This is a genomic window from Stenotrophomonas sp. Br8, from assembly GCF_014763005.1.
Taxonomy (GTDB): domain Bacteria; phylum Pseudomonadota; class Gammaproteobacteria; order Xanthomonadales; family Xanthomonadaceae; genus Stenotrophomonas; species Stenotrophomonas lactitubi.
The window spans coordinates 48,923-67,029 of sequence record NZ_JACGTN010000006.1; the positions used below are offsets into that span (position 1 = coordinate 48,923).

Sequence of the window (18,107 nt, forward strand, 5' to 3'; positions counted from 1 at the left end):
GGGTGATCGCACGCTGTCGATCAGGAATCTTGATCCGCAGCGCCGCGCCAGGGGCAGCCGCGATGCGGAGGCTTACGGTCCATCGCGACGCCACCGGCGAACCGGCGGCGTACTGATCACGCCTTGGCCTGTTCCATCAGCGCCACGAAACGGTCGAACAACGGGCCCACATCGGTCGGGCCCGGTGACGCTTCCGGATGGCCCTGGAACGAGAAGGCCGGCACGTCGGTGCGGGCAATGCCCTGGTTGGTGCCGTCGAACAGCGAACGGTGGGTCACCCGCAGGGTGGCCGGCAGGGTCGCTTCATCCACTGCAAAGCCGTGGTTCTGCGAGGTGATCATCACCCGGCCGCTGTCCAGGTCCTGCACCGGGTGGTTCGCACCGTGGTGGCCATGGCCCATCTTGATGGTCTTCGCGCCCGAGGCCAGGCCCAGCAGCTGATGGCCCAGGCAGATGCCGAAGGTCGGGATCTTCACGTCGATGAAGGTCTTGATCGCGGCGATCGCGTAATCGCACGGCTCCGGGTCACCCGGGCCGTTGGACAGGAACACGCCGTCCGGCTTCAGCGCCAGCACTTCAGCAGCCGGGGTCTGCGCCGGCACCACGGTGACCTCGCAGCCTCGCTCGGCCAGCATGCGCAGGATGTTGGTCTTCACGCCGAAGTCGTACGCCACGACCTTGTACTTGGCCGGCACGCTGACGAAGGCATTGGCATCCAGGTCCAGCTGGCCCTCGGTCCAGACGTAGGTCTTGTCGGTAGTCACGACCTTGGCCAGATCCATGCCCTTCAGACCCGGGAACTTGCGGGCCGCTTCCAGTGCCTTTTCCACATCGATGCCGTCGCCGGCCATCAGCGCGCCATTCTGGGCGCCCTTCTCGCGCAGGATGCGGGTCAGCTTGCGGGTGTCGATGCCGGCGATGGCGACCACGCCACGCTGGATCAGCCAGTCCTGCAGCGACACCTGGCTGCGCCAGTTGCTCGGGCGGCGCGGTACGTCGCGCACGATCAGGCCGGCCGACCACACCTTGGACGCTTCATTGTCCTGGTCGGTCATGCCGGTGTTGCCAATGTGCGGATAGGTCAGCGTGACCATCTGCCGGGCGTAGGACGGGTCGGTCAACACTTCCTGGTAGCCGGTCATGGCGGTGTTGAACACCACCTCACCGACGGACAGGCCGGGCGCGCCTACGGATTCGCCCTCGAATACGGTGCCGTCTTCGAGGACGAGGATTGCGGCTTGGGTCACGGAATTCTCACTTTGGCTACCGAGGGGGTGCCGAAGTCACGCCTGCGCTTCACGGAAATCCGGTTGCAAAAAAGCGCGGACGTACGGTCTGGGACCGGTCCGGCTTTCGTGATTCGGCGAGTGCGAATTGTAGCGGTGCCGGGGCGCGCGCGCCAGCGGTTATCGCCATTCATGAACAGGCGATTGCGCATTCACTTCAATCCGGGGCCGTATGCAGGCCCTGCGCCCGGTAGTGCCGGCCGCTGGCCGGCAACCACGGGGTGCCCGACGGCAAGGGGAATGCCGGCCAGCGGCCGGCACTACCTGTCTTATTCCAGCAGGTCGCGTACCCGGTAGCTGCCCGCCGCCCGGCCCTGCAGCTGGCGAGCGGCAAACAGCGCCCCACGGGCGAAGATGTCGCGGTTGGTGGCCCGGTGCACCAGCTCGATGCGCTCGCCCAGGCCAGTGAACTGCACCAGATGCTCGCCGACGATGTCACCGGCGCGCAGGCTGGCGTACTGCGGCTCAGCCCCGCCCCGCTGTGCTGCGGCGCCCAGGGTCAGCGCCGTGCCCGAGGGCGCGTCCTTCTTCTGCGTATGGTGCGACTCGACGATGTCGCAGTTCCAGCCCGCCAGCGCCTGCGCCGCACGCTCCACCAGCTCGTCCAGTACCGCCACGCCCAGGCTGAAGTTCGACGCCCACACCAGCGGGATCTTCACCGCCGCCGCCTCCAGCGCCTGCCGCTGCGCAGTGGAAATGCCGGTGGTGCCCGACACCAGGCCTGCGCCGCGCTCCACGCACAGTGCCAGCAGTGCGTCGAAGCCCTCTGGAAGGCTGAAATCGATCGCAACGTCGAACACCGGCGCCCCCGGCAACTCGCTGGCGGCGAAGAACGGCACACCATCGATCACCCGCTGGGCCGGCGCGCGGCCGGTCACCGCAGCGACGATCTGCGGGGAATCAGGGTGTTCGGCGGCCAACCGCAACAGGGCCTGGCCCATGCGCCCGGAGGCGCCGTGAATAAGCAATCGCAGGGGAGTCTGGTTCATGCACGCAGGCTAGCGGCAGCACACATGGTCCGGCAAGCACTGTCGCTGCTACGCTGCGTGCCCTTTTGCCATGGATTGCCTGACCATCATGCAGATCAGCGAACAGCTGGTACTGGTCACCGGCGCCGGTCGCGGCCTCGGCCAGCACATCGCCCGCGCCTTCGCCGCGCAGGGCGCGCGGGTTGTCATCAACTATCACCGCAGCGAAGCAGCGGCACGCGCACTGGCCAGCGAGCTGGGCGGCCAGGCCATCGCCCTGCAGGCCGACGTCACCGACCGCGCCCAGGTCGACAACCTGCTGCAGCACGCCCTGGCGCACTTCGGCCAGGGCGTGACCACCGTGGTCAACAACGCGTTGGCCGCGTTCTCGTTCAATGGCGATGCCCGCGACAGCGCCGCCGACATCGCCTGGCCGGCCTTCCAGGCGCAGTTCGAAGGCAGCGTGCGTGGCGCCATCAACACCGTGCAGGCCGCCCTGCCCGGCATGCAGGCGCGGCGCTTCGGCCGGGTCATCAACATCGGCACCAACCTGTTCCAGAACCCGGTGGTGCCCTACCACGACTACACCGCCGCCAAGGCCGCGCTGCTGTCGCTCACCCGCACCCTGGCCGGCGACCTCGGCCCGCACGGCATCACGGTCAACATGCTGTCCGGCGGACTGCTGCGCACGACCGACGCCAGCGCCGCCACGCCGGAAGCCGTATTCGACTACATTGCCGCCAACACGCCGCTGCGCAGCGTCACCACCCCGGCCGAGTTCGCCGATGCCGTGCTGTTCTTCGCCAGCCCGTGGTCGCGCGCGGTGACCGGCCAGAATCTGGTGGTGGATGGCGGACTGGTCAGGGACTAGTAGATCCACGCCATGCGTGGATGAAGACCAAGGGTGTGCGAACCAAGGTTCGCACCCACCAAAGCGGAAAAGGCAGGCTCAGTGCTGCTTCGGCGGCGTCGGTCCGCAGCTGTCACAGCCGCCACACGCGCCGCCACCGCCAGTGGCCGGCGGCGCGATCTTCCGGCCCAGCGCCTGCAGCCAGGCCGCACGGCCCGGCTTCAGCAGCGCCAGTGCCAGCGCACCACGCAGCTTGCGCACGGTGCCGGGCGCCTGCTTCTTCAGCACCACCCAGGCACTGACCAGCACGGCCACCGCGATGATCAGGTACTGGATCAGCAGGCCGGCGTCCATCAGCCGCCCCCCAGCGCCACGGTCACCTGGTAGGTGATCAGCGCCGCGACATAGGCCGCAGCAAACAGGTAGAACGCCGAGAAGCCCATCGTCTTCCACGAGTTGGTCTCGCGCTTGATGGTGGCCAGCGTCGAAATGCACATCGGCGCGTAGATGAACCACACCAGCAGGGCCAGGCCGGTGGCCAGCGACCAGCCATCAGCCACCACCGGCGACAGCGCGGAGATCGCCGCATCGTCATCGGCAGCCGACAGCGCATACACCGTCGCCAGCGAGGACACCGCCACTTCACGCGCCGCAAGGCCCGGAATCAGCGCGATGCAGATCTGCCAGTTGAAGCCCAGCGGCGCGAAGATCGCCGTCATCGCATGGCCGATCTGGCCGGCATAGCTGTAGTCGATGGCCGGCATCGTCGCATCGGCGGGCGCACCCGGGAACGACAGCAGGAACCACAGCAGGATGGTCAACGCCAGGATGATGCCGCCGACGCGCCGGAGGAAGATCATGCCGCGCTCGTACAGGCCGACGGCGAGGTCGCGCGGATGCGGAATGCGGTACGACGGCAACTCGAGCATCAGCGGGTGCTCGCTCTTGTCGCGGCGCCACTTCTTCATCACCCATGACATCACCAGCGCGCTGAGGATGCCGGCCACGTACAGGCCGAACAGCACCAGGCCCTGCTGGTTGAAGATGCCGATCTTGCCGGCCGGAATGAACGCGCCTATCAGCAGCGCATACACCGGCAGGCGCGCCGAGCAGGTCATCAGCGGCGCCACCAGGATCGTGGCCAGGCGGTCACGCGGGTCCTGGATACTGCGGGTGGCCATGATGCCCGGCACGGCACAGGCGAAGCTGGACAGCAGCGGGATGAACGAACGGCCGGACAAACCCGCCGCCGCCATCATGCGATCCAGCAGGAACGCAGCGCGCGGCAGGTAACCGGACTCCTCCAGCGCGAGGATGAAGGCGAACAGGATCAGGATCTGCGGCAGGAACACCACCACGCCACCCAGGCCGGCGATGATGCCGTCGGTCAGCAGGCTGGTCAGCGGCCCTGCCGGCAACACGCTGGCGGCCAGTTCACCCAACCAGGCGAAGCCGGCCTCGATGCCATCCATCAGCGGCGTCGCCCAGGCGAACACCGCCTGGAAGATCAGGAACATCACCACGACCAGGGTGATCAGGCCGAACACCGGATGCAGCAGCCAGCGGTCGAGCGTGTCGTCGATCTTCGCGGTCCGCGCCGGCATGCGCACGGCGGCGGCCAGGATCGCGCGCACCTGCGCGTGGTAGTCCGCGCCACTCTCAACACCGGCCAGCGGCGCATCCAGGTGCGGCACCATCGTGTCCAGGCGCTCCACCAGCGCGCGCGCGCCCTGCTTGCGCACCGCCACGGTTTCCACCACCGGCACACCGATCTCGCGTTCCAGCGCGGCAACGTCGATCTGGATGCCGCGACGCTGTGCAGCGTCGACCATGTTCAGGGCGATGATCATCGGCTTGCCCAGCTCACGCAGTTCCAGCGCGAAACGCAGGTGCAGACGCAGGTTGGTGGCGTCGATCACGCACAGAAGAACGTCCGGCGCGGCCTCACCCGGGTAGAAGCCCCGGCACAGGTCGCGGGTGATCGCCTCGTCGAGGCTGGCCGGATGCAGGCTGTAGGCGCCCGGCAGGTCAAGCACCGCGAACTCGCGGCCGGACGGCGCACGCAGGCGGCCTTCCTTGCGCTCGACGGTGACGCCGGTGTAATTGGCGACCTTCTGCCGGCTGCCGGTCAGCTGGTTGAACAGGGCGGTCTTGCCGCTGTTGGGATTGCCGACCAGCGCGATGCGCAGCGGGGCGGTGGTTGCGGTGGCGCTCATGCGCGTCGCTCCTGGCTGGCCGGGTCGATGACCACGCGCCGTGCCTCACTGATACGCAGCGCGAAACGGGTGAACCCGACCTGCACCAGCAGCGGCTCGCCACCGACCGGACCTCGCGCCACCAGGCGCACTTCCTCACCCTTGACGAAGCCCAGCTCGCGCAGGCGCCGGGCGATGGCATCGTTGGCATGCAGGTCCTGCACGGAATCGACCACGGCCGAGGTGTGCAGGGGCAGTTCGGACAGCGTCATCTAGCGTGTTCTCTGCTGGATGTAAATGGTTCTCGATTCTAACATTCCCGCGTCGCGTCATGGCCCATGACCAATGGCCCGCTATGATCCATACAGGTATGGAGCAACCCCGGAATCCCATGAACGATGCTTTGCAGATCGAGCGCAATGGCGCTGTCCTGACCCTCTGGCTGAACCGGCCGGAGCTGCACAACGCCTTCGATGCCGGCCTGATCGCCCGGCTGACCGCCGCCCTGGAAGCGGCCGGCCGCGATGACACCGTGCGCACGGTGGTGGTGGCCGGCCACGGCGCCTCCTTCTCCGCCGGTGCCGACATGCAGTGGATGCGCGGCATGGCCACAGCCAGCGAGGCGGACAACCGCGAGGACGCCCTGGCCCTGGCCCGGCTGATGCGCACCCTGGACGAGCTGCCCAAGCCGACCCTGGCCCGGGTCCACGGCGCCGCCTTCGGTGGGGGTGTCGGCCTGGTGGCCTGCTGCGATATCGCCATCGCCACCAGCGCCGCCCGCTTCGGCCTGACCGAAAGCCGTCTGGGCCTGTTGCCGGCGGTGATCTCGCCCTATGTGATCGAGGCCATCGGCAGCCGCCAGGCCCGTCGCTGGTTCGCCACCGGCGAGCACTTCGACGCCGACACCGCCCTGCGTATCGGCCTGATCCACCATCTGGTGGAGCCCGAACGCCTGGACGAAGCGGTACAGCGGCAGCTGGCCCTGCTCGACAAGGCCGGGCCGATCGCCTCGGCCTCGGCCAAGCTGCTGGTCCGGCAGGTTCGCGACGCCGATGATCGCGACAGCCTGGACCGTGACAATGCCGCCCTGATCGCCCGCCTGCGGGTGTCGGCCGAAGGCCAGGAAGGCCTGGGCGCGTTCCTCGACAAGCGCGCGCCGCACTGGGTCACGGAGGCCTGACATGCTGGACCATATCGGTTTGAACAGCGGCGACCTGCCGCGCAGCAAGGCCTTCTTCCTGCAGGCGTTGGCACCGCTGCAGATCGGCCTGGTGATGGAGGTCAGTGCCGAACAGACCGGCGCCCACGACCACGTGGGTTTCGGCAACCACGGCAAGCCGTTCTTCTGGCTGGGCAATGCGGCGCCCCTCAGCCAGGGTGTGCACGTGGCCTTCGTCTGCGGCGAACGCGCCCAGGTTGATGCCTTCCACGCCGCCGCCCTGGCCGCAGGTGGCCGCGACAACGGAGCGCCCGGCCTGCGCCCGTGGTACCACCCGGACTATTACGCCGCCTTCGTGATCGACCCCGATGGCAACAACATCGAGGCGGTCTGCCACCTGCCCGGGTAGGCCCTTCCGCCACAACCAGGCGCAGGCGTGGCCGCTTGTGCGACCCGCCTGCGTATCTCATCTGGCAGCCTGGCGAAGACCGGGCCGCCCCCGTTTCCCAGGAACCGCCGTGACCCCAGTCGATCCCATCCGCCCTGCCCGTCCCGCCTCGCCTGCCGTGGGGGTGCCGCGATGAGCGATTTCGTCCGCATCGTCGAAGTCGGCCCACGCGATGGGCTGCAGAACGAAAAGCAGGCCGTGGCCACCGCCGACAAGATCGCCCTGATCGATCGCCTGTCGGCCACCGGCCTGCATACCATCGAGGCGACCAGCTTCGTCAGCCCACGCTGGGTCCCGCAGCTGGCCGACGCGGCCGAGGTCTATGCCGGCATCCGGCGCCGCCCGGGCATCGCCTATCCGGTACTGGTGCCGAACGAACAGGGCTACGACCGTGCGCGCGCCGTCGGCGTGCAGGAAATCGCGGTCTTCACCGCCGCATCGGAAGCCTTCAACCGCACCAACACCAACGCCGGCATCGATGAATCGCTGGCCCGTTTCGAGCCGATCCTGCGCCGTGCGGCGGCTGATGGTGTGCGCGTGCGTGGCTACGTCTCCACTGTGCTCGGCTGCCCGTACCAGGGCGAGGTGCCGCTGGCCGACGTTGTGCGTGTGGCCCGTGCCCTGCATCAAATGGGGTGTTACGAAATCTCGCTGGGCGACACCATCGGCGTCGGTACGCCGCGCAAGGCCCGCGCGATGCTGCAGGCAGTGGCCGCCGAGATCCCGATGAGCGCACTGGCCGTGCACTTCCACGATACCTACGGCCAGGCCATCGCCAACATCGCGGCCTGCCTGGAAGAAGGCGTGCGCGTGGTCGACAGCGCCGTGTCCGGTGCCGGCGGCTGCCCGTACGCCAAGGGCGCCAGCGGCAACGTGGCCAGCGAGGACGTGGTGTACCTGCTGCAGGGCCTTGGCCTGGAGTGCGGCGTCGACCTGCCTTCGCTGGCCGAGACCGGCCGCTGGCTTGCCGGGCTGCTCGGCCGTGCTACCGCCAGCCGCGTCGGGCAGGCGCTGGCGGCGACATGAACGACAGCGGCCCGCGCGACCGTCCGGCCATCGGCGATGCTTCCGCCGCAACCGACGACGCGCTGGCCGCTCTGGACGCCGCGTTGGCCGCTTCCCCATCGCCGGCCCAGGCCAGGCTGCTGCGCCAGGCGCGGCAGGCGTTGGCCGGTGCACAGCAACGCGAGCTGGATACCCAGGCCCGCTATGCCGCGCTGTTCGACGCCGTGCCCGACCCGGTCAGCATCCTCAGCGCCGAAGGCGTGGTGCTGGACGTCAACCGTGCAGGCATCGTGGCCTACGACCGCCCGCGCGAAGACATCGTCGGCCAGCCGATCGAACTGCTCAACCCGGACCTGCCCAGCGACCACCTGCAACCGGTGTGGGAAGCGCTGAACCGCGGCGACACCTACGTCATCGAAGTGACCAACATGCGCGGCGACGGCAGTCGCTTTCCGGTGGAAGTGCATTCGGCCGGCTTCCAGGACCGAGGCCAGCCCTGCATCGTCGCCGTCGCCCGTGACCTGAGCGGACGCTGGCGCGCGGAGTCCCGCTATCGCCTGTTGATGGAGTCGATCGACAAGGGCGTGATCCTGTTCGACCGTGATCTGCGCGTTCTGTCCGCAAATCCCGCAGCGCACCGCATCCTCGGCCTCACCGGTGGTGGCGTGGGCTTGAATTCGATGCTCGATCCCGAAGCCTGGATCATCGTCGACGAACACGGCCATCCGCTGACCCAGTCACAGTGGCCGACCAGCCGCTGCTTCCAGGCCGGGCGGATGATCCGCAGCACCATCATCGGCCTGTACCACCGCCCGCGCGGCCGCATGCTGTGGTTGTCCACCACCAACGTGCCGGTGTTCGGCAACGGCTGCGACCAGGCCGACCATGTCTATGCGATGTTCAGTGACATCACCGAACTGAAGCGCAACAACACCCTGTTCGCGCGCGCGCAGTCACTGGCCCACATCGGCGGCTGGGAGTGGGATCGTGGCCTGCAGCGCCTGTACCTCACCGATGAGGCGCGGCGCATCGTCGGCCAGCCGGCCGATCTTGAGGACATGCCGGACCTGCTGGACTGCCTGCGCAGCGACGACCGCGCCGCCCTGCAACAGGCGCTGGCCGACACCATCGAGCACCGCAGCAGCTTCGGCCTGGAGCTGCAGGGCCAGCGTCGCGATGGCCACTCGTTCTGGATCCGGATGATCGGCGAGGTCTCGGCCGGTGATGTCGATGCCGCGCGCATCACCGGCACCGTGCAGGACATCACCGAGCGCAAGCAGGCCGAGGAAACCCTGCGCGTGCAGGCCCGCACCGACCCGTTGACCGGCATCATGAACCGCGATGCGGTGCTGAGCGACCTCGGCGTGCGCATGGACAGCCCCAGCCACGACCGCGTGGCCGTGCTGTACATCGACCTGGACCGTTTCAAGGTGGTCAACGATCTGCTCGGCCACAACGCCGGTGATGAACTGTTGATCGAAGCGACCCGGCGCATCGCCTCCGCGATCGGCACCGAAGGCCTGCTTGCACGCTTTGGCGGCGACGAGTTCCTGGTGATCTGTGACCTGCGCGACCAGCCCGACCAGGCCGAACAACTGGCTGAGCGCATCACTGCGGCCTTTTCGGCGCCGTTCCAGCTGGGCAGCGACGAGTTCCCGGTCACCGCCAGCATCGGCATCGCCCGTGCACCGCGCGATGGCAACCGGCCGCAGCAGCTGATCCAGAACGCCGACACCGCGATGTACGAGTGCAAGCGACGCACCCGCAACGGCTGGCAGGTGTTCTCCCCGGAACTGGCACAGCGCCAGCATGACCGCCTGCAGATCGAGAGCCGGCTGCACAAGGCGCTCGATGGCGACGAGTTCCACCTGGTCTACCAGCCACAGGTCAACCTGCGCAGCGGCGCCACCATCGCCTGCGAGGCCTTGATGCGCTGGCACAACACGCAGCTGGGGCAGATGCGCCCGGACCTGTTCATCCGCCACGCCGAGCACACCGGCGACATCGTGCGCATCGGTCAATGGGCGTTGCGCGAAGCCTGCCGGCAGGTCCGGCAATGGCAGGACGATGGGCTCGGCCTGGTACGAGTGGCGGTCAACGTGTCCTGGCGGCAGTTCGTCGGTGAGGATCTCGCCCGCTGGGTGCGGCAGGTGCTGGATGAGTTCGGCCTGCCCGGCAGCGTGCTGGAGCTGGAGTTCACCGAGCGGGTGCTGATCGAAGATGCGCCGGACACCCTGCGCACTTTCGCCCGCCTGCGCGAGATGGGGGTGATGCTGACCATCGACGACTTCGGCGAAGGCTACAGCGCGCTGAACTACCTGCGCCGGCTGCCCATCCATGGGCTGAAACTGAGCCAGTTGTTCGTTGAAGGCATTCCCCGCAACCGCTCGGATGTGGCGGTGTGCGAGGCGGTGTGCGCGATTGCCCGCAGTCTCGGCCTGGGCGTGGTCGCCGAAGGCGTGGAAACCGAGGCGCAACGGCAATGCCTGCTCGACCTGGGGGTGACCGTCGGCCAGGGCTTCCTGTTCGCCCACGGCCTGCCCGCCGCGGACTTCGAGCGCCGCCTGCGCCGCGCCCGCGAACTGGGCTGAGGCCGGCGGCGCAGTGCACAACGGCGGCTGCCGCCGCTTCCGTTAGAATCGGCGGTTCTTGAACCTGCAGGACCGTGCAATGCAGCTGTCTTCCGTACGTGCCGTGATCACTGGCGGCGTCTCCGGCCTCGGCCTGGCCGTGGCCCAGCACCTGGTTGCCCAGGGCGGCAAGGTCGCCCTGTTCGACCTCAACGACGCCAAGGGCGCGGCGGCTGTTGCCGGGCTGGGGCAGGACAACGCCCGCTATTTCAATGTCAACGTCAGTGATGAAGCGTCCGTGTCGGCCGCCATCGACCAGGCCAGCGATTTCCTCGGCGGCCTGAATGTCGCCATGAACTGCGCCGGCATCCTCGGCGCTGGCCGCGTGCTGGGCAAGGAAGGCCCGATGCCGCTGGCCGGGTTCCAGGGCACGGTGATGGTCAACCTGGTCGGCAGCTTCAATGTCGCCAAGGCCGCGGCCAACCGCATGCAGCACAACGAGGCCGGCGTGGACGGCGAGCGCGGCGTCATCATCAACACCGCCAGCGTTGCCGCCTACGAAGGGCAGATCGGCCAGGCCGCCTACTCCGCCTCCAAGGGCGGCGTGGTGGCGATGACCCTGCCGATGGCCCGCGAGCTGTCGCGCGTCGGCATCCGCGTCAACACCATCGCGCCGGGCGTGTTCTGGACGCCGATGGTCGATGGCATGCCCGAAGCCGTGCAGGAATCGCTGGCCGCGTCGATCCCGTTCCCGTCGCGCCTGGGCAAGCCGGAAGACTTCGCCAGCCTGGTCGGCCACATCCTCGGCAACACCTATATCAACGGCGAGACCATCCGCCTGGACGGCGCCACCCGGCTCGCTCCGAAGTGATTCCCCCCGGGCGCCGGGACGGCGCCCTCCCCCAACGACCAACATCATCATGAAAGCCAACGACATCAAGAAGGGCAACGTCGTCGAGTTCAACAACGGCGTCTACCAGATCCGCGACATCGAGCGCAGCTCGCCGCAGGGTCGCGGCGGCAACGTCCGCTTCCGCTTCATCATGTACAGCGTGCCGGGCGGCAACAAGCTCGATGCCAGCTTCGATGCCGACGACAACCTGGTCGAAGTCGAACTGCTGCGCCGCCAGTCCACCTACTCGTACAAGGACGGCGATGCGTTCGTGTTCCTGGACGACGAGGACTACACCCCCTACACCCTGGACGCGGACGTGATCGGCGATGACGCTGGTTACATCACCGACGGCCTGACCGGCATCTACGTGCAGGTGATCGACGACCTGCCGGTGGCGATCCAGTTGCCGGCCTCGGTGGTGCTGGAAGTGGTCGAGACCCCACCGGAACTGAAGGGTGGCACCGCCACCAAGCGCCCGAAGCCGGCCAAGCTCAACACCGGCATCGAAATCATGGTGCCGGAATACATCGTCAACGGTGAGCGTGTGCTGGTGAATACCAGCACCGGCGAATTTGCTGGCCGTGCCGATTAACCGCGCTGCGCTGATCGCCTGCCTGTCCCTGCTTGCGGCGTGCTCGCCGCAGGCAGCGGACAACGGCGCAGGTGGTGCCACGCCAGAGGCCGTAGCGGTCGATCCGGTGGGTGCCACCGCACCGGCAGCGGCGTCGCCCGCGGCCCTGCAGGAACCCGCCGAGGAGCCCTCCGCTACCAGCCTGCCCTCGAGTTACGAGGAACTGGAACAGGCCCGTGCTGCCGCTGGCTGTGCGGTCTCCAACGACGTGTACGACATCGAAGACATACGCATCTACTGTCAGATGCCCGACGACGTGCAGGCGTTTCTCGCGCGCGAAAACACCTGCCAGCATTTCGCCGGCGAAGAGCCCTACGACGACGAGCGCCGTCGGGAACTCGAAGAGGCCAGCGCGACGTACTGCGAGGGTCGCGAGAAGATCTTCGCCGACCTGGTGGCCCGCCACCAGAACGACTGCGCGATCCGCAAAGCACTGATCGGCATCAATGGTCGCTACGACCTTGCGTTTGAGCTGGACATCAAGCCCTGCGAGGGCTGAAGCAAAAAAGGGGACGGAGGGGATTAAGTCGTTCATGGCACAAACGACTTAATCCCCTCCGTCCCCTTTTTCTTACTTGCCGCCGAAGTTGCCGCAGCCGTGGTATTGGCGCGTGCCCACGGTCAACATCGCCTTGGCCTCGAACGCCTCACCACTCATGTCGTCCTGGCAGGTGGTGCGCTGGAAGCTCAGCTTGATGTCGGTGCCGTCGGCCGCCTTGCCGACCCAGCCATCTGCGCCCTCGGTCGGCTTTGCGACGGTGAAGCGGCGCTCGCCGTAGTCGACGTCCACCTGCAGGCCCGGTGCATCACCATCGACGACGGCCAGCCAACCCGGCTCGTTGCCAGTGGCACGGAACGCCGCGTTGCCGGCACTGCCATCGCCCTCGGTCGCTTCCACCGCTGCACACTCACGATCCGCTTCGCCCTTCAGGCTGAGCAGCGCTTCATCGCTGCCGCGGGTCCAGAAGCTGTTGCCCTTGCCGTCGGCATACTTCGCACCGGAGGCCGCGCGTTCGGAGGACATCGCGAAACTGCGCCCGCCGATCACAACCATCGCTGCGTCCTCACCGTTGAAGGTCGCGCGCACATCGAGGTCGCCGCAGCGATAGAGGGTTTCGTTGCCGCCGCCATCAACAGCGGCAGCCACAGGTGCCGGTGTCGGCGTTGCGACCGCATCGCCTGCGCCACTGGCGGCCGGCGTCTGCGCCGGCTGACAGGCGCTCAGCGCAAGGCCGAGGGAGGCAGCCAACAGACTGGAAACTACACGCATGGCTCGACTCCTTGTCGAAACTACAGAGACCTTGGACCCTACCATCTGCGCGCAAACGGGGCCTGAAAGCTGCATGACCGTGTTCAGCCTGCCAGCACCGCCATCGACAGCAGCTGCGCGCCGCTGGCACTGGAAGCGCTTGTCCAGACGCGCAACAGGCGAAAGCGCTGCACGTGTTCGCGTCCCAGCCAATGCACATGCAGCTGAACATCGCCGGATAACAATGCCAGGCGTCCACACAGCAACGTTTCAACTGCATGCACCTGCAGCGCAAGAATCTGCAGGCGTCCTTGCCGCCAGTCCCTCAGCCAGGGCAGGTCGAGCATCCGACCGCCCTGTCCGTCCATCATGAACAACACCGGTGACAGCAGCGCAGTGGCTGCGCCATGGTCGCCGTCCAGCAGCGCATCCCGCAGCTGCTGCTCCAGCACGCGCAGCTGCGCCTCGTACAGGCCCTCAGGGCTCCTGCTTTCCATCCACCTGCTTTCCATCCACGCTTCCTCCCGGCGTCGGCCGGCGTCGGCGCAGGCGCTGCGCAAGCCAATGCTGCGCGCCCTGCACCACCACATAGAACACCGGCACGAAGAACACGGCCAGCACGGTCGCGCTGACCATGCCGCCGAACACGCCGGTACCGATGGCCTGTTGCGTTTCCTTTGAAGCACCCTGCGCCAGCATCAGCGGCACCACACCCAGCGCGAACGCCAGCGAGGTCATGACGATCGGCCGCAGCCGCAGGCGTGCCGCTTCGATGGTCGCCTCGACCAGGCCGCGTCCCTGCTGTTGCAGCTGGCGGGCGAACTCGACGATCAGGATCGCGTTCTTCGCCGAAAGCCCGATCACCGTGATCATGCCGACCTTGAAGAACACATCATTGGGCATCCCGCGCAGCAGCACTGCAGCAACGGCGCCGAGCAGGCCCAACGGCACCACCAGCATCACCGCCAGCGGAATCGACCAGCTCTCGTACAACGCCGCCAGCACCAGGAACACCACCAGCATCGACAGCAGCAGCAACCACGGCGCCTGTGCACCAGACTCACGCTCCTGCAGCGACTGGCTGGTCCACTGCAGGGCGAAGCCCGCTGGCAGCTGCTGTGCAAGGCGCTCCATCTCGATCATCGCCTGACCGGTGGAGACCCCGCTGGCGGGTGCGCCGGACAGGTTCAATGCCGGGAACCCCAGGTAACGCTGCAGCTGCAGCGGCGCCTCGGTCCAGTGCGCGGTGACCAGCTCGGACAACGCCACCATGCCGCCCTCGCTGTTGCGGACATACAGCTTCAACACGTCCTCCAGCTGCATCCGGTGCGGCGCATCGGCCTGCACGATCACCTGCTGCATGCGTCCGCGATTGGGAAAATCGTTGACGTACTGCGAGCCCATCGCCGCCGACAGCGTTGCACTGATGTCGGTGAACGCCACACCCATCGCCTCGGCCTTGGCGCGATCGATGTCCAGGCGCACGTTGCTGCCCGCCGGCATGCCATCGGCATGCACTTCGGCCAGCAGCGGGCTGGCCTCTGCCAGTTTCAGCAACTGCTGCAGGGCGGCCCGCAGCTCGGCCTGGCCCTGCCCGGTACGTGCCTGCAGCGCCAACGAGAACCCGGAGGAACGGCCAAGACTGTCGATGGCCGGCGGCATCACGCTCATCACCTCACCTTCCGGCACAGTCGCCATGGCCTGCTGCGCCGCCTTTACTTCGTCCGCTGCGGTGCTGCCGCCGCGCTCACCCCAGTCCTTCAACATGGTGTAGGTCAGTGCTGCACTCGGGCCGGAACCGGAGAAGCTGTAGCCGAGGATGGCCTGGTTGGACGCGATCGCCGGCCGCGAGGCGACGTGCTGCTCGTAGGCTTCGACCACCGCCAGCGTGCGTTCGGCGGTTGCTTCGGCCGGCAGCTGGATGGAGGTCATGAAATAGCCCTGGTCCTCTTCAGGCAGGAACGCACCCGGCAACCAATGCAGGCCGATCAGCAGTGCCACCAGCAAGGCAGCGAACAGGCCCATCACCCGGCCACTGCGCCGAAGGACCGCCGCCACGCCCTGCCGGTAACGCCCGGTCATCCGCTCGAAGCCACGGTTGAACGCACCGAACACACCGCCGCGGCCATGGTGACCACGCGTGCCTTGGCGCAGCAGCGTCGCGCACAACGCCGGGGTCAGGCTCAGCGCCAGCAGTGCCGAGAACAGGATGGACACCGACATCGCCACACTGAACTGGCGGTAGATCGCACCGACCGAGCCACTGGCCAGCGCCATCGGGATGAATACCGCGGTCAGCACCAGGGTGATGCCGATCACCGCACCGGTCAGCTCACGCATCGCCTTGATCGTGGCCTCGCGCGGCGGCAGGCCCTCTTCGGCCATGATCCGCTCCACGCCCTCGACCACCACGATAGCGTCGTCAACAATGATGCCGATCGCCAGCACCATGCCGAACATGGTCAATACGTTGATCGAGAAACCCAGTGCCAGCATCACCGCAAAGGTGCCCAACAGCGCGATCGGCGCGACCAGGGCGGGGATCAGCGTATAGCGCCAGTTCTGCAGGAACAGGTACATCACCGCAAACACCAGCAGCATCGCCTCGACCAGGGTCTGCAGCACCTTCTGGATCGATACCTTGACGAAGGGCGCGGTGTCGAACGGAATGCTGGACTCAACACCGTGCGGCAGCAGCGGCTGAAGGTCGGCCATGCGTTCGCGCACAGCCGTGGCGGTGCGCACCGCATTCGCACCGGGGCGCAGCTGCACGCCGGCGGCCGTCGCCGGATAGCCGTCTTCGCGCGTGCCCCAGGCATAGCTCTGCGCACCCAGCTCGACCCGGGCGACGTCACCCAGCAGCACCCGCGAACCATCGGCACCGGCGCGCAGCACGATCGCTGCGAACTGCTCGGGCGTGGACAGCTGGCCTTCGGCACTCAAGGGCACGGTGATGCGCTGGCCGGGAACACCGGGCGAATCGCCGATGCGACCCGGCGCGATCTCCAGGTTCTGCTGCTCGATCGCGCTGGCCACATCGCCCATGGTCAGGCCGTAGCCGGTCAGCCGGGTCGGGTCCAGCCAGATCCGCATCGCCTGTTCGGCACCGAACAACTGCACGCGGCCGACGCCGTCGATGCGCCGCAGCTCTTCGATGATGTTGCGCGCCATGAAATCGCCCAGCGCCGCTTCGCTGACACTGCCATCGGGTGAGCGCAGGCCCACCAGCATCAGGAACCCCGAGTCGGCAGCCTCCACGAACAGGCCGTTCTGGCGCACGCTGCGTGGCAGGCGCGGCTCGATCGCCTTGATCCGGTTCTGCACGTCCACCTGTGCCAGCTCGGGATCGGTACCGGGCTTGAAGGTCGCGGTGATCGACGCTTCGCCGGAGGTGTCCACCGACGATTCGAAGTACAGCAGGTGTTTGACGCTGGACAGCTCACGCTCGATCAGGCCGACCACCGCGTCATTCAACGTCTGCGGGCTGGCGCCGGGATAGCTGGCATAGATGCTGACACTGGGAGGTGCGACCGCCGGATAGCGCTCAACCGCCAGCCGCGGAATGGCCAGCACGCCGGCCAGAATGACGAAGATCGCCAGCACCCAGGCAAACACCGGGCGATCGATGAAGAAACGAGCCATGTCGTAGGTTCCTGGAAGGGCTCAGCCCTGGCTTGCGGGTGTCGGCGTTGCGTTGGCGTTGGCGCTGGCGACCGGCACCTGCCAGTCGCGCGGATCGACCAGCACGCCCTCCTGCAGGCGCTCCTGGCCTTCCACCACGACCTTCTCGCCCGCCTTCAGGCCATGCCGCACCAACCATTGCCGGTTGACGCTACCGTCCACCTCCAGCGTGCGGATCACTGCTTTGCCATCGGCGGCGATGACCCAGGCATAGGCCTGGCCACCGGCGCTGCGCAGCACCGCCTGCTGTGGCAGCAGCAGCGCGCTGGCCGGCGCACCGCGCGGCACCCGCGCACGCACGTACATGCCCGGCAACAGCTGCCGCTCAGGGTTGTCGACCAGGATGCGCAGGATCACATCGCCGGTGCGTGCATCGACATTGACACCGGAGAACAACAGCCGGCCGCGCTCGGGCAGCGGCGTACCCGCCGCGCCGATGATCGTCACCGGCAGCTCGCCGTCCACCGCACCGCGCCGCAGGGACTGCAGCTGCGATGCAGGCTGGCGCACGTCCACATAGACCTGGTCGATCTGCTGCACCACCGCCATCGGCTCGGCATCGGCGACGCCGACCAGCGCGCCTTCGGTCACCAATGCCTGGTCGATGCGGCCATCGATCGGTGCACTGACCGTCGCATAGCGCAGATCGAGCTGGCGTCGCGCCAGGATCGCGCGTGCCTCGTTGACTGCTGCGCGGGCCTGCTCGTGCTCGGCGCTGGCATCGTCGCGATGCTGCTGGCTGACCGCCTGCGCGGCGGCCAGTGCCTGCAGCCGCTGTGACTGCACCCGGCTGCGGCCGAGGGCGGCCTCACTGCGCTGCAGGGCCGCCAGCGCCGAATCGACGTCGGCGCGGAACGCCGCCGGGTCGATCTGGAACAGTGGCTCCCCGGCATGTACTTCCGCGCCCTGCTCGAACATCCGGCGCTGCACGATGCCGCCGACCTGCGCACGGATCTGCGCGGTGCGCACCGCCGCCACCCGACCGGGCAGTTCATCATCACGCTGCACCACCTGCGGGCCGACCGTAACCACGCTGACACGCGGCACGGCTTCGACGGTGGGTTCGGGGCGGGAGCAGGCCGTCATGGCCAAGGCGAAGGTCGCGACCAGCGCGACCGGAGTCCTGAAGGTTCTCATTGCTGTGCACAGTGCCGCAGACGCGGCTGACGA

17 protein-coding genes are annotated in these 18,107 nt (G+C 67.7%); 8 read left to right on the forward strand and 9 right to left on the reverse strand.

What is annotated here, in order from left to right; all coding sequences use genetic code 11:
- Positions 1-116 precede the first annotated feature (116 nt).
- Positions 117-1,247, reverse strand: coding sequence for a glutamine-hydrolyzing carbamoyl-phosphate synthase small subunit (carA, locus tag H3005_RS05965; protein WP_089240920.1), 1,131 nt, complete (start codon positions 1,245-1,247; stop codon positions 117-119).
- Between the two features lie 308 nt (positions 1,248-1,555).
- On the reverse strand, positions 1,556-2,275 hold the full coding sequence (dapB, locus tag H3005_RS05970; RefSeq protein ID WP_191077761.1) for a 4-hydroxy-tetrahydrodipicolinate reductase: 720 nt from the start codon (positions 2,273-2,275) through the stop codon (positions 1,556-1,558).
- Between the two features lie 70 nt (positions 2,276-2,345).
- Between dapB and H3005_RS05975 the strand changes: the two genes are divergently transcribed.
- Positions 2,346-3,125 carry a 3-oxoacyl-ACP reductase gene (locus H3005_RS05975; RefSeq protein ID WP_191077762.1) on the forward strand — a complete coding sequence of 260 codons (780 nt, stop codon included), beginning with the start codon at positions 2,346-2,348 and terminating at the stop codon, positions 3,123-3,125.
- Positions 3,126-3,203: 78 nt separating this feature from the next.
- Here the strand turns inward: H3005_RS05975 and H3005_RS05980 are convergent, their stop codons facing one another.
- Genes H3005_RS05980 through H3005_RS05990 form a run of 3 tightly spaced genes read right to left on the reverse strand, consistent with a single transcriptional unit; the run spans position 3,204 to position 5,571 of the window.
- Positions 3,204-3,458, reverse strand: a complete 255-nt coding sequence (locus H3005_RS05980) for a DUF6587 family protein (RefSeq protein WP_089240910.1) — start codon at positions 3,456-3,458, stop codon at positions 3,204-3,206.
- Complete coding sequence (gene feoB / locus H3005_RS05985; protein WP_089240908.1) at positions 3,458-5,320, reverse strand: ferrous iron transport protein B; 1,863 nt, start codon at positions 5,318-5,320, stop codon at positions 3,458-3,460. The genes H3005_RS05980 and feoB overlap by 1 nt, the downstream gene beginning before the upstream one ends.
- The gene (locus H3005_RS05990) at positions 5,317-5,571 is read right to left on the reverse strand and encodes a FeoA family protein (RefSeq protein WP_089240906.1); all 255 of its coding nucleotides are present in this window, start codon (positions 5,569-5,571) and stop codon (positions 5,317-5,319) included. Before H3005_RS05990 ends, feoB begins: the two co-directional genes overlap by 4 nt.
- A gap of 119 nt (positions 5,572-5,690) precedes the next feature.
- On the opposite strand from H3005_RS05990, the gene H3005_RS05995 reads away from it, so the two are divergent.
- The 7 genes from H3005_RS05995 (at position 5,691) to H3005_RS06025 (ending at position 12,506) form a co-directional block, all read left to right on the forward strand.
- On the forward strand, positions 5,691-6,479 hold the full coding sequence (locus tag H3005_RS05995; RefSeq protein ID WP_099818343.1) for an enoyl-CoA hydratase-related protein: 789 nt from the start codon (positions 5,691-5,693) through the stop codon (positions 6,477-6,479).
- 1 nt (position 6,480) lies between these two features.
- The gene (locus H3005_RS06000; protein WP_108267325.1) at positions 6,481-6,867 is read left to right on the forward strand and encodes a VOC family protein; all 387 of its coding nucleotides are present in this window, start codon (positions 6,481-6,483) and stop codon (positions 6,865-6,867) included.
- Positions 6,868-7,038: 171 nt separating this feature from the next.
- The gene (locus H3005_RS06005; protein ID WP_191077763.1) at positions 7,039-7,932 is read left to right on the forward strand and encodes a hydroxymethylglutaryl-CoA lyase; all 894 of its coding nucleotides are present in this window, start codon (positions 7,039-7,041) and stop codon (positions 7,930-7,932) included.
- Positions 7,929-10,502: an EAL domain-containing protein gene (locus H3005_RS06010; protein WP_191077764.1), complete on the forward strand. Its 2,574-nt coding sequence runs from the start codon at positions 7,929-7,931 to the stop codon at positions 10,500-10,502. Before H3005_RS06005 ends, H3005_RS06010 begins: the two co-directional genes overlap by 4 nt.
- A gap of 79 nt (positions 10,503-10,581) precedes the next feature.
- Complete coding sequence (locus tag H3005_RS06015) at positions 10,582-11,352, forward strand: SDR family NAD(P)-dependent oxidoreductase (RefSeq protein WP_100552429.1); 771 nt, start codon at positions 10,582-10,584, stop codon at positions 11,350-11,352.
- Positions 11,353-11,401: 49 nt separating this feature from the next.
- The gene (gene yeiP / locus H3005_RS06020; protein WP_089240894.1) at positions 11,402-11,968 is read left to right on the forward strand and encodes an elongation factor P-like protein YeiP; all 567 of its coding nucleotides are present in this window, start codon (positions 11,402-11,404) and stop codon (positions 11,966-11,968) included.
- A complete protein-coding gene (locus H3005_RS06025) occupies positions 11,958-12,506 on the forward strand; it encodes a hypothetical protein (protein WP_191077765.1) in 549 nt (182 codons plus the stop codon). Before yeiP ends, H3005_RS06025 begins: the two co-directional genes overlap by 11 nt.
- A 72-nt stretch (positions 12,507-12,578) precedes the next feature.
- Here H3005_RS06025 and H3005_RS06030 read toward each other — a convergent pair whose 3' ends face one another.
- From H3005_RS06030 to H3005_RS06045, 4 genes are all read right to left on the reverse strand, one after another.
- Positions 12,579-13,277 carry an MliC family protein gene (locus H3005_RS06030; RefSeq protein ID WP_191077766.1) on the reverse strand — a complete coding sequence of 233 codons (699 nt, stop codon included), beginning with the start codon at positions 13,275-13,277 and terminating at the stop codon, positions 12,579-12,581.
- 83 nt (positions 13,278-13,360) lie between these two features.
- Positions 13,361-13,753 (reverse strand): nuclear transport factor 2 family protein, encoded by a 393-nt coding sequence (locus H3005_RS06035; protein WP_191077767.1) that lies wholly within the window; start codon positions 13,751-13,753, stop codon positions 13,361-13,363.
- Positions 13,734-16,898 carry a multidrug efflux RND transporter permease subunit gene (locus H3005_RS06040; RefSeq protein WP_191077768.1) on the reverse strand — a complete coding sequence of 1,055 codons (3,165 nt, stop codon included), beginning with the start codon at positions 16,896-16,898 and terminating at the stop codon, positions 13,734-13,736. Before H3005_RS06040 ends, H3005_RS06035 begins: the two co-directional genes overlap by 20 nt.
- Before the next feature lie 21 nt (positions 16,899-16,919).
- Positions 16,920-18,074 carry an efflux RND transporter periplasmic adaptor subunit gene (locus tag H3005_RS06045; protein WP_100552425.1) on the reverse strand — a complete coding sequence of 385 codons (1,155 nt, stop codon included), beginning with the start codon at positions 18,072-18,074 and terminating at the stop codon, positions 16,920-16,922.
- Positions 18,075-18,107 lie beyond the last annotated feature (33 nt).